14 protein-coding genes are annotated in these 15,004 nt (G+C 69.2%); 2 read left to right on the top strand and 12 right to left on the bottom strand.

All coding sequences use genetic code 11. The features are described from left to right. The first annotated feature begins 321 nt into the window (after positions 1–321). A complete protein-coding gene (ileS, locus tag AB0E69_RS37005; protein WP_360157542.1) occupies positions 322–3,474 on the top strand; it encodes an isoleucine--tRNA ligase in 3,153 nt (1,050 codons plus the stop codon). Positions 3,475–3,480: 6 nt separating this feature from the next. On the opposite strand, the gene AB0E69_RS37000 is transcribed toward ileS, so the two are convergent. Beyond that, positions 3,481–3,942 (bottom strand): MarR family transcriptional regulator, encoded by a 462-nt coding sequence (locus AB0E69_RS37000; protein ID WP_360157539.1) that lies wholly within the window; start codon positions 3,940–3,942, stop codon positions 3,481–3,483. A gap of 19 nt (positions 3,943–3,961) precedes the next feature. Between AB0E69_RS37000 and AB0E69_RS36995 the strand changes: the two genes are divergently transcribed. After that, the gene (locus tag AB0E69_RS36995) at positions 3,962–4,417 is read left to right on the top strand and encodes a pyridoxamine 5'-phosphate oxidase family protein (RefSeq protein WP_360157536.1); all 456 of its coding nucleotides are present in this window, start codon (positions 3,962–3,964) and stop codon (positions 4,415–4,417) included. A gap of 100 nt (positions 4,418–4,517) precedes the next feature. Here AB0E69_RS36995 and AB0E69_RS36990 read toward each other — a convergent pair whose 3' ends face one another. The 11 genes from AB0E69_RS36990 to ftsW form a co-directional block, all read right to left on the bottom strand. Beyond that, positions 4,518–5,276 carry a DivIVA domain-containing protein gene (locus AB0E69_RS36990; protein WP_360157533.1) on the bottom strand — a complete coding sequence of 253 codons (759 nt, stop codon included), beginning with the start codon at positions 5,274–5,276 and terminating at the stop codon, positions 4,518–4,520. A gap of 174 nt (positions 5,277–5,450) precedes the next feature. Next, positions 5,451–5,756, bottom strand: a complete 306-nt coding sequence (locus tag AB0E69_RS36985) for a YggT family protein (RefSeq protein WP_360157530.1) — start codon at positions 5,754–5,756, stop codon at positions 5,451–5,453. A gap of 50 nt (positions 5,757–5,806) precedes the next feature. Continuing rightward, positions 5,807–6,370, bottom strand: coding sequence for a cell division protein SepF (gene sepF, locus AB0E69_RS36980; protein ID WP_360157527.1), 564 nt, complete (start codon positions 6,368–6,370; stop codon positions 5,807–5,809). Positions 6,371–6,444: 74 nt separating this feature from the next. Beyond that, positions 6,445–7,158 (bottom strand): YggS family pyridoxal phosphate-dependent enzyme, encoded by a 714-nt coding sequence (locus AB0E69_RS36975; RefSeq protein WP_360157524.1) that lies wholly within the window; start codon positions 7,156–7,158, stop codon positions 6,445–6,447. Then, positions 7,155–7,880: a peptidoglycan editing factor PgeF gene (pgeF, locus tag AB0E69_RS36970; protein ID WP_360157521.1), complete on the bottom strand. Its 726-nt coding sequence runs from the start codon at positions 7,878–7,880 to the stop codon at positions 7,155–7,157. The genes AB0E69_RS36975 and pgeF overlap by 4 nt, the downstream gene beginning before the upstream one ends. Before the next feature lie 9 nt (positions 7,881–7,889). After that, positions 7,890–8,660, bottom strand: a complete 771-nt coding sequence (locus tag AB0E69_RS36965; protein ID WP_360157518.1) for a hypothetical protein — start codon at positions 8,658–8,660, stop codon at positions 7,890–7,892. A 56-nt stretch (positions 8,661–8,716) separates the two neighbouring features. Further along, complete coding sequence (gene ftsZ, locus AB0E69_RS36960) at positions 8,717–10,297, bottom strand: cell division protein FtsZ (protein WP_360157514.1); 1,581 nt, start codon at positions 10,295–10,297, stop codon at positions 8,717–8,719. A 104-nt stretch (positions 10,298–10,401) separates the two neighbouring features. After that, the gene (locus tag AB0E69_RS36955) at positions 10,402–11,142 is read right to left on the bottom strand and encodes an FtsQ-type POTRA domain-containing protein (RefSeq protein ID WP_360157511.1); all 741 of its coding nucleotides are present in this window, start codon (positions 11,140–11,142) and stop codon (positions 10,402–10,404) included. An 18-nt stretch (positions 11,143–11,160) separates the two neighbouring features. Next, entirely contained in the window at positions 11,161–12,621 is a 1,461-nt protein-coding gene (gene murC / locus AB0E69_RS36950) for a UDP-N-acetylmuramate--L-alanine ligase (RefSeq protein WP_360157508.1), read from the bottom strand. Then, entirely contained in the window at positions 12,618–13,706 is a 1,089-nt protein-coding gene (gene murG / locus AB0E69_RS36945; RefSeq protein ID WP_360157505.1) for an undecaprenyldiphospho-muramoylpentapeptide beta-N-acetylglucosaminyltransferase, read from the bottom strand. Before murG ends, murC begins: the two co-directional genes overlap by 4 nt. 40 nt (positions 13,707–13,746) lie before the next feature. Further along, entirely contained in the window at positions 13,747–14,991 is a 1,245-nt protein-coding gene (ftsW, locus tag AB0E69_RS36940; protein WP_360157502.1) for a putative lipid II flippase FtsW, read from the bottom strand. Positions 14,992–15,004: the final 13 nt, after the last annotated feature.

Below are 15,004 nucleotides of genomic sequence, written 5' to 3'. Positions count from 1 at the left end.
CTGTCTCAGCGACTACGCTATGTCACCGAACGTTTCAGTCGGCTCATCGGCAACTCCCCCAAGAACGATTAACGATTCGTAGTCAGCTGGTACGACGCCGTACACTGACAACCGCGATCCGCAAGGCAGTGATGGGGCTATCACCCCGGAGCCGCCGGAAGAACGGTCTGTAAGGGACCTATTAGAACCGGCAGCGGCAGCAAAAGGAAGTGGGTATCTCGCAGAGGGATACCAAGGAGGGTGGTACCGCGCGGTACCGGCGCCGAGCCGGTGCTTCGTCCCTCGTCCCGCAGGTCAGTGGCGACGAAGGACGACGGAGCAATGGCGGCAGACAACCCACGTACCCCCTGGCGGCAGGTGCCCGCCCAGGTCGACTTCCCCGCGCTCGAGCGGGAGGTGCTCACCCTCTGGGACGAGCACGACACCTTCGCCAAGAGCCTCGAGCTGTCCGCCGGCGGACAGCCGTGGACGTTCTACGAGGGTCCCCCGACCGCGAACGGGATGCCCGGCACGCACCACATCGAGGCCCGCGTCTTCAAGGACGTGTTCCCGCGCTACCGGACCATGAAGGGGTTCTGGGTCGAGCGCAAGGCCGGCTGGGACTGCCACGGCCTCCCGGTCGAGGTCGCGGTCGAGAAGGAGCTCGGCTTCAGCGGCAAGAACGACATCGAGGCGTACGGCATCGCCGAGTTCAACGCCAAGTGCCGTGAGTCGGTGCTGCGGAACGTCGACGCGTTCAACGAGCTGACCGTCCGGATGGGCTACTGGGTCGACCTCGAGCACCCGTACAGGACGATGGACGCGGAGTATGTCCAGTCCGTCTGGTGGTCGCTCAAGCAGATCCACGACAAGGGCCTGCTGGTCGAGGACTACCGCATCACGCCGTACTGCCCGCGCTGCGGCACTGGTCTGTCCGACCATGAGCTGGCCCAGGGCTACGAGACGGTCGTCGACCCCTCGGTCTACGTGCGCTTCCCGCTCACCTCTGGTCCGCTGGCCGGCCAGGCGTCGCTGCTGGTCTGGACGACGACCCCGTGGACGCTCGTGTCCAACACCGCGGTCGCCGTGCACCCCGACGTCGAGTACGTCGTTGCCACGGACGGCACCGAGTCGCTCGTCGTGGCCAAGCCGCTGCTGGACCGGCTCGGCGAGGGCTGGACGGTGACGAACGAGTACGTCGGCCGCGAGATGGAGCTGTGGACCTACCAGCGGCCGTTCGAGCTGGTGGAGTTCCCGGAGCCGGCGCACTACGTCGTGCTGGCGGAGTACGTCACCACCGAGGACGGCACCGGTCTGGTGCACCAGTCCCCCGCGTTCGGCGCCGACGACCTCGCGGTCGGCCGCGCCTACAACCTGCCCGTGGTCAACCCGGTCGACTCGAGCGGTCACTTCAACGCCGACGTACCGCTGGTCGGCGGGCAGTTCTTCAAGAAGGCCGACGAGGACCTGGTCAACGACCTCCGGGACCGCGGCCTGCTCTACAAGCACGTGCCGTACGAGCACCCGTACCCGCACTGCTGGCGCTGCCACACCCCGGTCATGTACTACGCCCTCCCGTCCTGGTACATCCGCACCACCCAGGTCAAGGACGCCCTGCTCCGGGAGAACGAGAAGACCAACTGGTACCCCGACTCGGTCAAGTGGGGCCGGTACGGCGACTGGCTGCGCAACAACATCGACTGGGCCGTCTCCCGGTCCCGCTTCTGGGGTACGCCGCTGCCGATCTGGCGCTGCGCCGACGACCACCAGGTCTGCGTCGGCTCGCTGGCCGAGCTGGGCGAGCTGGCCGGCCGCGACCTGAGCGGGTCGGACCCACACCGGCCGTACGTCGACGACATCACCTTCGACTGCCCGACCTGCGGCGCGGAGTCGCACCGGGTGCCCGAGGTGATCGACGCCTGGTACGACTCGGGCTCGATGCCGTTCGCGCAGTGGGGCTACCCCTGGGTGGAGGGCTCGAAGGAGAAGTTCGAGCAGACCTACCCGGCCGACTTCATCTCCGAGGCGATCGACCAGACCCGCGGCTGGTTCTACACGCTGATGGCCGTCGGCACGCTGGTCTTCGACGAGTCGTCGTACCGCAATGTGGTCTGCCTCGGGCACATCCTGGCCGAGGACGGCCGGAAGATGTCCAAGCACCTGGGCAACATCCTGGAGCCGATCTCGCTGATGGACAACCACAGCGCGGACGCGGTGCGCTGGTTCATGGCGGCGTCCGGTTCGCCGTGGAAGGCGCGCGGCGTCGGGCCGAACGTGCTGAACGAGATCGTCCGGAAGGTGCTGATCACCTACTGGAACACGGTCGCGTTCCACGCGCTGTACGCGCGGCTGGCGGACTGGTCGCCGGCCGACGCGCCGGCAGTGGCCGACCGCTCGGTGCTGGACCGCTGGCTGGTGAGCGAGACGCACCGCCTGGTCCGCGACACCGACGAGGCGTACGCCGAGTTCGACACGCAGCGGCTCGGTCTGCTGATCAACTCGTTCGTCGACGTGCTCTCGAACTGGTACGTCCGCCGCTCGCGCCGCCGGTTCTGGGCCGGTGACGCCGGCGCGCTGGCCACTCTGCACGAGACGCTCGACGTCCTCACCCGGGTGCTGGCGCCGCTGATGCCGTTCGTCACCGAGCGGGTCTGGCAGGACGTGTTCCGTCCGGTCACGCCCGAGCTGCCCGAGTCGGTCCACCTCAGCAGCTTCCCGACGTACGACGCGACGCTGGTCGACGACGTACTCGCGCAGCACGTGTCGATGGCGCGCCGGGTCGTCGAGCTCGGCCGGTCCGCCCGCGCCGAGGCGAAGGTGAAGACGCGGCAGCCGCTGGCCCGGGCGCTGGTCGGGTCGGCCGCGATCGCGGACCTCTCCCCCGAGCTGCTGCAGGAGATCGCCGACGAGCTCAACGTGGGCACGGTCGCGCCGCTGTCCTCGGCGGGTGCGGACCTGGTCGAGTTCTCGGCCAAGGGCAACTTCCGTGAGCTCGGCAAGCGGTTCGCCAAGCAGACGCCGGTGGTCGCGGCCGCGATCGCCGCGGCCGATGCTGCCGGACTCGCGGCCGCGCTGAAGGAGTCGGGGACGGCGACCGTCGTCGTCGACGGCGAGGACGTCCAGGTCGGTGAGGCCGAGGTGCTGCTGTCCGAGCGGCCGAAGGAAGGCTGGTCGGTGGTCAACGAGCAGGGCGAGACCGTTGCCCTCGACCTCGAGGTCACGCCGGAGCTGCGGCAGGCCGGGCTGGCCCGCGAGGTGGTCCGGACGTTGCAGGAGGCCCGGAAGAACGCCGGCCTCGAGGTGTCGGACCGGATCAAGGTCTGGCTGACCTCGACCGACACCGAGCTGACCGATGCCCTCGGCAAGCACGCCGACGAGATCGCCCGCGAGGTCCTCGCCGTCGAGCTGACCCAGTCGGCCCCGTCAGAGTCCGCCGACGTTGCCACCGGCACCGAAGAAGACCTCCAACTCACCTACTGGCTGACCAAGGCCTGACGAGGCCTAACGAGGTGGCCGGACGGCGCGGGCCCGCAGAGCCGGGCTCGCGCCGAGCCGGTCGATGACCTCGGACAGTAGTTGCCGGGCTTCCTCTACTTGTTGGTCGCCCAACGAGTTGCGGAGTTCGCGGTCGATGGTTGCTCGGTGTTTGCGGGCGGCGGCGATCACCGCGTGTCCATGGTCGGTCAGGTGCACCTGCTTGGCCCGGGCGTCGTCCGGGTCGGTACGGCGTGCGACGTACCGGCGGGTCTGGAGATCGGCGACCGTCTTGGACGCTGACTGCTGGGTGACACCCAGCTTCTCAGCGAGCGTGGTGATGGTCACGGGCCCACCGACCAGATGCTGGAACACCACCCCGTCGGCGAACCGCGCGTCCCCGAAGCCTTCCAGGGTCAGCCGGCGCTGCACCTCATCGGCGAGCGCCCAGCCGGCGAACAAGGAGACCAGCGACAGATCGAGTTCCATGCCGCTAGAATACACAACCATGGTTGTGCAAAAGGAGTTCGTGGAGAGGGCGCACCGGATCGTGTGGTGCAGCGTGGCGACGGTCGGACCGGACAACCGGCCGCGGAGCCGGATCCTGCACCCGATCTGGGAACTGGAGGGCGAGCTGATGGGGTGGGTCGTCACCCGTGCGACGCCGATCAAGGTGCGGCACCTGGCGCACAGCCCGTACCTGAGCTGCGGCTACTGGGAGCCCGGTCACGAGGTCGCCATCGCGGACTGCGCGGCGGAGTGGGTCAGCGACGTGGCGACCCGGCAACGAGTGTGGGAGCTGTACCGCGACGCTCCGGCGCCACTCGGTTACGACTTCTGGAGTGTGTTCCCCGAAGGACCGGCCGGGGAATCACCCGCACTCCTGAAACTGAATCCCTACCGGCTGCGACTGGCTGATGTGGAAACCCTCAGCGGCCGGAAGGAGCCTGGCGTCTGGCCCTGACAGCCTGTCACCAGGACAGGACCCTCAGTCAAACATGTCCAGACATGCCGAAGAGGCGGTGCCGCCGGAAGCACCGCCCCTTCTCGAGGTGTCTGGTTCTTTAAACGCCGTGACCGTGAGCCTGGGCGCGGGCCTCCGGGCGGAAGCCGTTGCGCGGGCTGAGCGTGTCGTCGCCGTTGCCGAGCGCCTTCAGCTGCTCGGTGAAGTACGTCTTCAGGCGGCTGCGGTACTCGCGCTCATACGCGTGCAGGTCGTCGATCGTGCGCTCGAGCTGGCCCTTCTGCTTCTCCAGCGTGCCGAGCATCTGCGCACGACGCTCGGCGATCTCGCCGTCGAGCTTCTCGGCGCGGGCGCGGGCCTCACCGGTCATCCGGTCGGCCTTGCCGCGGGCCTCGTTCTCCAGCCGCTCGGCCTTGGCGCGGGCCTCGCCGATGATCTTGTCGGCGGTGTCCTTCGCCTCCTGGACCAGGTCGTCGGAGTGCTTGGTGGCCATCTCCAGCAGCCGCACGGCCGAGCTGGAGGCGTCACCAACGGTGCCGGCCGCCGCGGCCACACCAGGAACCACCACCGGGGGCTTGGGCTCCTCGACCTTCTCGACCACGACCGGGGGCTTCGGCTGCTGCACGACGGGCGGCAGGGCGGCGGTCTGGTCGACCACCGGCCGCTGGGCGGCCTGCTCGGCCCCCGCGCGCTGCGCCGCCGCGAGCTTGGCCCGCAGCTCCTCGTTCTCGGCGAGAAGTCGCTCGAGCTCGGCTTCCACCTCGTCGAGGAAGGAGTCGACCTCTGTGACGTCGTAGCCCTCCCGTAGTCGGACGGGCGTGAATTGCTTCGAGCGGACGTCATCCGGCGTCAGCGGCATCTTTCACCTCGTTTGTCTGTGTCTTGGCGGAGTCCCCGTGGCCTTCACCATCGGCGACTCAGTAGATCACGTTATCGCTTCGTTGTCTTATGACGGAATCCGGGCGGGCGACAACGGTCCGGCAGCCCCGTGTTTGTTCGAGACCTTACCTACCCAGCGGGCGACATCTCACCCTCACAACGACCGAAGGGCCACGTTGTTCACGGACATCGCCACCGAGACGATGACGAACAGCATCAGCATGGACAGGTCGATCCGCACCCCGCCGGCCCCGATCGGGGGCAGGATCCGGCGCAGCGGCCGCAGCAGCGGGTCCGTGACGGAGTAGATCAGCTCGAAGAACAGCAGCAACGGCCCTTTGGGGTGCCACTGCGGCGCGAACATGACGATGAGGCTGAGTACGAACCGCGCCACCAGCACCAGGAAGAAGGCGAGCAGCACCCAGCTGAGAATCCCGAGGACCAGCGCTAGAGCATCCATGTCGTCAATGAGTGTAGAAGACGGCCGAAGGGCGGCAACCAACCAGAGCCTCAGCTCTGGTTGTAGAACCCGTCGGCGGCGATCTTCTCCTTCTCCTCGGCGGCCACCGTCACGTTCGGCGGGCAGACCAGGAACACCTTCGTGGTGATCCGCTCGATCGAGCCGCGGCAGCAGAAGATCAGCCCGGCGGCGAAGTCCACCAGCCGCTTGGCGTCCGCGTGGTCCATCTCGGTCAGGTTCATGATGACGGGCGTGCCGTCACGGAAGTGCTCACCGATGACCCGCGCCTCGTTGTAGCTGCGCGGGTGCACGGTGGTGATGCGGGCCAACTCGGTTACCTCCGGGGACGGCGCGACACCGCGTCGCTCTGGGAACTTGCTGACCGTGCCGCCACCCTGGTCCGAACGGTCCGGGCGGTCCTCGCGATGGTCGCGGGACTCGCGGCTCTCCCGGCCGGCGGGTACCGGCTCGGTCTCGTGGGAGTCCCCGTCGACGGCGTCTTCCTCGTACTCTTCGTACTCGTCGTCGTACTCGTCGTCGTACCGCGCGTTGTAGCGCTCCCCGTCCTCGACCAAGCCGAGGTACACACCCATCTTGCGCAGTGCGCCGCTCATGGCCCTCCAGCCCCTCGATCCCGGTTCGACGACAACTTCTGGTGAGCAGGAAGCAAACCCGCTCGATGTCGACACTAGCCCAGCGGAGGGCGCGTACCGAGTAATGCACGCCCGAGCCGAACGTGTGTCGCCCCGTGCGCGATCGCGGCCTCGAGGTCGCCCGTCATACCTGCCGAGATCCAGCCGGCGCCGGGATGATCGGAGCGTAGCCGGGAGGCTACGTCCTGCAGGCCGGTGAACGCTTCGGCCGGGTCCGCCCCGAGCGGTGCGACGGCCATCACTCCCCCGAGCTCGAGCCCGTCGGCCGCCGCGATCTCAGCGGCCAGTTCGGGTACGGCGGCCGGCTCGACGCCACCGCGCGACGCCCCGGTCGCGGCGTCGTCGGACCCGTACGCCGCGAGGCTGACCTGGATCAGGCAACGCAACGTCTTCTCCTCGGCGACCGCGGCCTTCGACAGCGCCTCGACCAACGAGGACCGGTCGACCGAGTGCACGACCGATGCGTGCCGCACGACCGATCGTGCTTTCTTCGACTGCAGCTGCCCGACGAAGTGCCAGGTGAGGTCCGGGCAGTCGGGGGCCTTCGCCTTCAGCTCCTGCTCGCGGTTCTCGCCGACGTCCTGGACTCCGAGGGCCGCCAGCGCCCGTATGTCGCTGACTGGGAAGGTTTTGGTGATCGCGACAAGGGTGACCTCGTCCGGCCTTCTCCCGGCCTCCTGGCAGGCCTTCTCGATCCGCTCGCGGACCTCGGCCAGCTTGACCCGCAGCTCCTCCTCGCGAGTGGTCATGGCGTGGCCAGCTTGACCAGTCCGGCCATCCGGCCGCTCTCGGGTCCTTCGCGACGGTAGGAGTACAGGTCGTCCGACTCGATCGTGCACCTGGTCGCGTCGATCACCTCGACCCCGAGCTCGGCCAGCTGCGACTTCACCCCGGCGGCGACGTCGAGCGCCGGAGTACCCCAACTGGTCTCGGAGTACGACGCCGGGACCCGCTCGGCGACCTCGGCCCGCATCTCGGCGGGCACCTCGTAGCACTTGCCACAGGCATACGGTCCGAGTACGGCGGTGATGTCCGTGGCGCCGAGCTCCTGCATGGCTTCGACCGTTGCCGGTACGACGCCGACGTACATGCCCTTGCGTCCAGAGTGGGCCGCACCAATCACCCCGTCACCGAACAGCAGCACGGGCAGACAGTCCGCGGCGCGGACGGCGAGCACCACGTCGGTGCGAGTGGTGACCAACGCGTCGGCCTTGGGCTGCGGGGCAAGCGGGAGCTGATCGCCGGGCATGACGACGTGCACGTCGCGGCCGTGGACCTGGCTGACTCGAACAATTGCTTCCGGACGGACCTCGAAGGCGTCGGCGATCCGGCGGTAGTTCTCGCCGATCCGGTCGGGGTCCTCACCCAACCCACCGAGGTTGAGTTCGCCGTACGGCGGTTGGCTGGCACCACCGAAGCGATCGGTGAACGCGACCCGGGCGGCGGAGAGAATCTCGTCGTAGCCGAACACAACCAAAGGCTACCCGTGGTCCTTACCGTCTACCGCAACCGACAACTGGCGGACCTCGGCCGCCAACTCCTCCTCCGAGCGCGATCCAGCGATCACGTCCTGCGCGAGCTGCTCGGCCCGAGCGTCGAGCGTGTCCCAGGCCGCGGCAGCTTCCCGTACGGCGCGGCGCTCGGCGTCGGTACTGCGGGTCACGACGGCTGCCCGCTCCCGCGCATGCCGCAACTCATCGAACTGCGACCTGTCGGCCAACGCCGCCTCGGTCGCCGTCAGCAGCCAGTGGTACGCCGGGATCGCGGGCGCGCCGGTCCGCCACTGGTCCAGCGCGGTCAGGACGACGGCCACCGCGCCGGTCGCCAGCACCACGAGCGCATAGCGGCCGGTGTTCCCGCTGGGCAGTCCGATGCCCACCGCGGCGACGAGCACGAACATCAGCCGGCCCGGGAGCGGGCAGGCAACGAGCTCGCAGACGAGAGTGACGATGAGGGCCCACACTCCGACGACGACTACGCCCAGCCACGGATGGCCGGCTGTGCTGGCGCCGACCAGGACGGAGACGGCAAGGCCGAGCGTGACGAGTGCGACCACGCGTGCAGCCTGCAGGGCCGATCCACCGGCGTACAGCGCGGCCAGTGCCCCGAGGCTGCCGACGATGCCGAACAGCGGCTGCCCGGCAAGGCTGCCGACGCCAACGGCCAGGACGACGCAGACCGCCGAGCGGACGGCGGTGTTGCGGGGTGCCAGTGCGGGGCCGAGCCGGAGCAGGGAGTTGAGCGAGGCCACGTGCTCAGTAAACGACAGAACGCCCCGGTCGGGTGACCGGGGCGTTCAGGTGCGGACTACTTGAGGAAGTCCGGGATGTCGAGGTCCTCCTCGGGCTCCGGCTTCTTCGCCGGACGGTTTGCGCTCGGCGTGCCCGTGCCAGCGCCCCCGGTGTTACCGCTGGTGGAGCCGCTGGGCCCGTGCGTCGGCCACGAGTGCTGGGTGTTCGGAGCGGTCGGCGAGGCCGGAGCATGCGGGGCCGACTGCGGCGGCTGGCCGGACTGCACGGTGCGGACCGGGTCGCCGGCCTGCGGACGGGCCGAGTTCGTCGTACCTGTGCGTGGTTCGGTGGGTGCCGGCACCGGGACGGTGTCGTCCGTCGGGGTGGACGAAGGCACCGGCGGCGTCGAACCCTGCTGCTGACCCGGGACCGACTGCGTTGGGGCAGCCTGCTGGGGAGGCGTCGGCTGGGCGGGGGTCGGCTGCGCAGGCTGGGCCGGCTGGGTCTGCGGTGGCTGCTGGGTCGGGGCGGTCGCGGGCTGGCCGGACTGCTGGACCGACGGGTTGACCGACATCGGCGCCGAGTAGCTCTGGGGGGCCGGCCGCGAGGTCTGCGGCCGGGCCTGGTTCATCGCCTGCTCGCGGCGCTTGGGCATGCCTCCGTCGAAGCCGGCGGCGATGACCGTGACCCGGACCTCGTCGCCGAGGGCGTCGTCGATGACCGCGCCGAAGATGATGTTCGCGTCCGTGTGCGCGGACTCGGAGACCAGCTGGGCCGCCTCATTGATCTCGAACAGGCCCAGGTCGGACCCACCCGCGATCGACAGCAGCACGCCGTGCGCACCCTCGATACTTGCCTCCAGCAACGGAGACGAGATGGCTGCCTCGGCCGCCGCCACCGCGCGGTCCTCGCCGCGGGACGAGCCGATGCCCATCAGCGCGGAGCCGGCGTTCGACATGACGGCCTTGACGTCCGCGAAGTCGACGTTGATCAGGCCCGGTGTGGTGATCAGGTCGGTGATACCGGAAACACCTTGCAGCAGCACCTGGTCGGCCTGCTTGAACGCGTCCAGCACCGAGACCGCGCGGTCGGAAATGGTCAGCAGGCGGTCGTTCGGAATCACTATCAGCGTGTCGACCTCTTCGCGGAGGGTGGCGATGCCGTCCTCCGCCTGGGTCGCGCGCCGCTTGCCCTCGAACGAGAACGGCCGGGTCACCACACCGATGGTCAGCGCGCCCAGCGAGCGCGCGATCCGGGCCACGACGGGCGCGCCACCGGTGCCGGTGCCACCGCCCTCACCGGCGGTGACGAAGACCATGTCGGCGCCCTTCAGCGCCTCCTCGATCTCCTCGGCGTGGTCCTCGGCGGCCTTCTGCCCGATCGCCGGGTTGGCCCCGGCGCCCAGGCCGCGGGTCTCCTCGCGGCCGATGTCGAGCTTGACGTCCGCGTCGCTCATCAACAGCGCTTGCGCGTCGGTGTTGATGGCGATGAACTCAACGCCCTTCAGACCGTGCTCGATCATCCGGTTGACGGCGTTCACGCCGCCCCCGCCGATGCCGACGACCTTGATGAGTGCCAGGTAGTTCTGCGGTGCCGCCACGTCCGCGCCTCTCGCCTCGTTCGTTTCCCGTTGTCCAGCGAAAAGACTGAACCTCAAGTGGATGCTTAGACTTATGTCAACTTTAGATTACGACGCACGGTACGGGACGCTTCCGGCCAAAGTCCACGCGCCTCGCCGCGCGCGCACCGTGATGTGACCCGTCACCTCTTTTCCCCTTTGGTGACAGGGAGATCGGGCGCCGAGACGTCGTACACCTGCGCCGAACGCTTCATCAGCACGCTCAGTACCCCGGCCTTGCGCGCACTGTCATCGGAACTGCCCCAAACGACCTTCACCCCCGATCCCAGGTTCAGCGTGATCGAGTCCGGCGACGCCGCCGAGATCGAGCTCACCTGGGCCCGGAGCGTGTCCGGCAACGCGGCCGAAACCGTCACCACCGAATGGATCGTGACGTCGCGCCGGACGCCGGTCACCTTGGCCTCGGGCAGTCCGGCCGGGTGGTTCGGCACGGTCTTGAACGACGTACCGGTCGCGTCCACCAGCTCGTACCGCGAGCCGTCGGTGACGACCACGACCGGAACCCGTTCGGTGACGACGATCGTGACCTTGTTCGGCCAGGACCGGGTCACCTGCGCGTCCGCGACCGCCGGCAAGGTCCGCACCCGGTCCGCGATCGACCGCAGGTCGACCTTCGCCAGCGGCGTACCCATCGGTGCGGCCGCGGTCTGCTCGATCGTTGCCACCGGCACCGTGTCTGCGCCGCTCACCCGGACACCGGAAACCGCGAAGACGGATGAGAAGTAGAACAGCCAGACCACCACGCCGGCCAGCAGGACGAGGCCACCACCGACCGCCCACGGCAGCCAGCTCCGCCACCGCACCAGCCGTTGCCGGCGCGCGAACCGCTGTTGTGCCCGAGCGAGATCGACGCTCTGGGTCATGCAGAGAACCCCACCCTTTTACGAAACCACAGGCTCGGCGGGCTCCGGCGCAGACTCGCGGGCAGCAGCACGTTCGGCCAGCAGGCCAACGACTTCCGGCCCGATCAGCGTCACGTCACCCGCGCCCAGCGTGACCACCAGGTCGCCCGCCTCGGCGAGGTCCGCGACCAGCTGCGGTACGGCGGACCACGACGGCTCGAACCGGACCTGGTCCGGCTTCAGCGGCACGTGGTTCGCGATCAGGGCCCCGGTCACACCCGGCTCCGGATCCTCGCGGGCCGCGAACACGTCCATCACCACGACCTCGTCGGCCAGCGCGAGGGCCTCGGAGAACTCGCTGGCGAAGATCCGGGTCCGGCTGAACAGGTGCGGCTGGAAGCAGGCGATCACGCGCCCCTCCCCCGCCACCGTGCGGGCCGCGGTCAGGTCGACGGCGAGCTCGGTCGGGTGGTGGGCGTAGGAGTCGAAGACCCGCACCCCGTCCTCGAGACCCTTGAACTCGAACCGCCGGCCGGTGCCGGTGAACGACGCCAGCCCCTCGGCCAGGTCGGCCGCGGAGAACCCGAGCCCGAGACCGACCGTCAGCGCCGCCGACGCGTTCAGCGCGTTGTGCTTGCCCGCCTGCTGCAGCTGCACCATCGGCAGCCGCCGCCCGCGGTAGACCGGGACGAACGACTGCGTCGCCCCGGTCGCCGTGATTTCGGTGACGTGCAGGTCCGCGTCGTGCGACTCGCCGTACGTCCGGACGTCGATGCCACGCTCCCGCGCGTACGTCGCCAGCCGGCGGGCGCCGGCGTCGTCGTGGCAGATCACCATGAAGCCGCCCGGCAGCACGCGCCCGCAGAACTCGTCGAACGCCTGTCGGTAGCTGGCCTCGTCGCCGTAGTTGTCCAGGTGGTCCGGCTCGACCGACGTGACGATCGACACCTCGGGCGAGTAGGTCAGGAACGACCTGTCCGACTCGTCCGCCTCGGCGACGAACAGGTCGCCGGTGCCGTCGTGGGCGTTGGAGCCCGACTCGTTCAGGTTGCCACCGATCGCGTACGACGGGTCCGCGCCGCAGTGCTGCAGCGCGACCGTCAGCATCGACGTCGTCGTGGTCTTACCGTGCGTACCGGCCACGGCGAGCGTCCGGCGGCCGACCATCACCGCGGCGAGCGCGGCGGCCCGGGGCAGGATCGGGATCCCGGCCTCGCGGGCGGCGACCACCTCGGGGTTGGTCTCGCGGATCGCCGTCGACACCACCACCGTGTCGGCGTCCTTCACGTGCTCAGCGGCGTGACCGACCCAGCAGGTGGCGCCGAGCGCGCGCAGCGCGGACAGCACCTTGCCGTCCTTGGCGTCGGAGCCGGAGACCTCGATGCCGCGGGACGCCATGATGCGGGCGATACCGGACATGCCGGCGCCGCCGATACCCACGAAGTGCACCCGGCCCAGCTTCTCCGCGGGCAGCAACGTGTCAGGAGCGGTGACGATCACGAAGCAGACCTCACCACATCCAGGATGATCCGCGCCAATCGGTCATCGGCATCCGTCCGGATCACACCGCTCGCAGCTGTGGACATGGCTGTCAGACGCTCGCGGTCGTGCAGAAGTTGCGGCACGTGCGCGCGAATCCAGTCCGCGGTCATCTCGGGGTTGTCGACCAGCAGGCCGCCGCCCGCATCGACCACGGGCTTGGCGTTCTGCCGCTGCTCACCGTTACCGATCGGCAGCGGAACGTAGACCGCCGGCAGGCCGACACCGGACACCTCGGTGACCGTGTTCGCGCCCGAGCGGCAGACCACCAGGTCGGCGGCGGCGTACGCGAGGTCCATCCGGTCGACGTAGTTCAGCACGACGTACGGGTACCCACCTGTCTGCGGCACCTCGAGGGTGTTCTTCGGGCCGATCGCGTGCAGGACCTGGATCCCGGCCGCCTGCAGGTCCGCGGCGGCGCCGGAGACGGCCTGGTTGATCTGCTGGGCGCCCTGGGAGCCGCCGGTGACGAAGAGGGTCGGCGCGTCCGGGTCCAGCCCGAAGAACGCGCGCGCCTCGGCCCGCAGCGCGGCCCGGTCGAGCGTCGAGATGGCCCGGCGGATCGGGAGGCCGACGTACTCGGCGTGCGGCAGCTCGGTGCCGGGGAACGAGGTCTTCACGTGCTGGGTGCAGTAGCGGGCGGCGAACTTGTTCGCGATCCCCGGCATCGCGTTGCCCTCGTGCACGACGATCGGCGTCTTCCGCCGCCAGGCGGCGACGTACGCCGGGGTGGAGACGTAACCGCCGAAGCCGACCAGGACGTCGGCCTTGGCCTCGTCCAGCACCTTCCGGGCCGCGCTGACCGAGGCCAGCATCTTCCCCGGCACGGCCAGCAGTGCAGGCGTGGGCTTGCGGGGCAGCGGCACCGGCGGGATCAGCTCCAGCCGGTAGCCGGCCTCCGGTACGACGCGGGTCTCGATGCCGCGCTCGGTCCCGAGGGCGAGGATCTCGACGGTCGGATCGATCCGGCGCAGGGCGTCGGCGGTGGCGATCAGGGGTGAGGTGTGGCCGGCGGTACCGCCACCGGCCAGGACGATGCTGGGCACAGCTTTCAACGCTCCCGCGTGTTCACTCGTTCACGACTGTTCAGGATCCGCGCGAGGGCAGCCAGCCGAAGCGTGACCGCCGGGTCTCTTTCAGGGCGGCCTGCGCGCCGGGCTCCGCCTTCGCGAAGGACAGCAGCATGCCGATCGCGATCAGCGTCGGCAGCAGTGCGGAACCACCGTACGACAAAAGCGGGAGCGGGATACCCACGATGGGTAGCAGTCCGATCACGGCACCCAGGTTGACCAGGGTCTGCGCCATGATCCAGACGGTGATCCCGGCCGCCGCGTAGCGGACGAACGGCTCGGTGTTCCGGGTCGCGATCCGGACCCCGGCGTAGGCCAGCGTGAGGAACAGGGCGAGCACGGTGAGTGACCCGACCAGGCCGAGCTCCTCGCCGATCACCGAGAAGATGAAGTCGGTGTGCGCCTCCGGCAGGTTGCCCCACTTCTGCCGGCTGTTGCCGATCCCGACACCCCACCAGCCACCGGTGGAGAGCGCGTAGAACGAGTGGTATGCCTGCCAGCCGACCCCGGACGGGTCCGTGAACGGGTCCAGGAACGACGTGACCCGCTCCATCCGGTACTTCTCCGCGTTCACGAAGTACGTCGCCACCGCGCCGACCACCGCGATCGTCCCGACGAACAGCCGGGTCGGCGCCCCGACGATCCAGATCATGCCGATCATCACGGCCATCAGGACCAGCGCCGTCCCGAGGTCGTGCTGCCCGACCACGAGCGCGATCACCAGGCCGCAGACCGGCACCATCGGGACCAGCAGGTGCTTCCACTGGGTGAGCAGCTTCTCCTTGCGGGCGTACAGGTCCGCGCACCACATCACCATCGCCAGCTTGGCGAACTCGCTCGGCTGGATCTGCAGCGGACCGCCGAGGTTCAGCCAGTTGGTGTTGCCCTTCACGCCGACGCCGAGGCCCGGGACGTAGGTGAGCACGAGCAGGAACATGGACCCGAGCAGCGCGAGGTACGCGAGCATGCGGAAGTGCCGCGGCGTCATCCGCGAGGCGACGTACGCCATCGGCAGACCGACGCCGACCCAGATCAGCTGCCGGACGAAGATCGTGTAGCTGTTCCCGTTCGCGCGCAGGGACAGCACGCTGGATGCGGACAGCACCATCATCATCCCGAGCACCAGCAGCAGGCCGGTCGCACCGAGCACGATGTGGTACGACGTCAGCGGCCGGTCCAGCACGTCCTTGACCGCCACGACCGACGGCCGCTCGGCGAGCTGCTTCTTCTTCTGGTCCGGCTGATCCGCGATCGACGTCACCCGATCACCTCCG

Source organism: Kribbella sp. NPDC026611, assembly GCF_040638345.1.
Lineage (GTDB): Bacteria > Actinomycetota > Actinomycetes > Propionibacteriales > Kribbellaceae > Kribbella.
The sequence above is the reverse complement of the archived record's forward strand: the minus strand, read 5'-3'. Positions and strand labels throughout refer to the sequence as shown.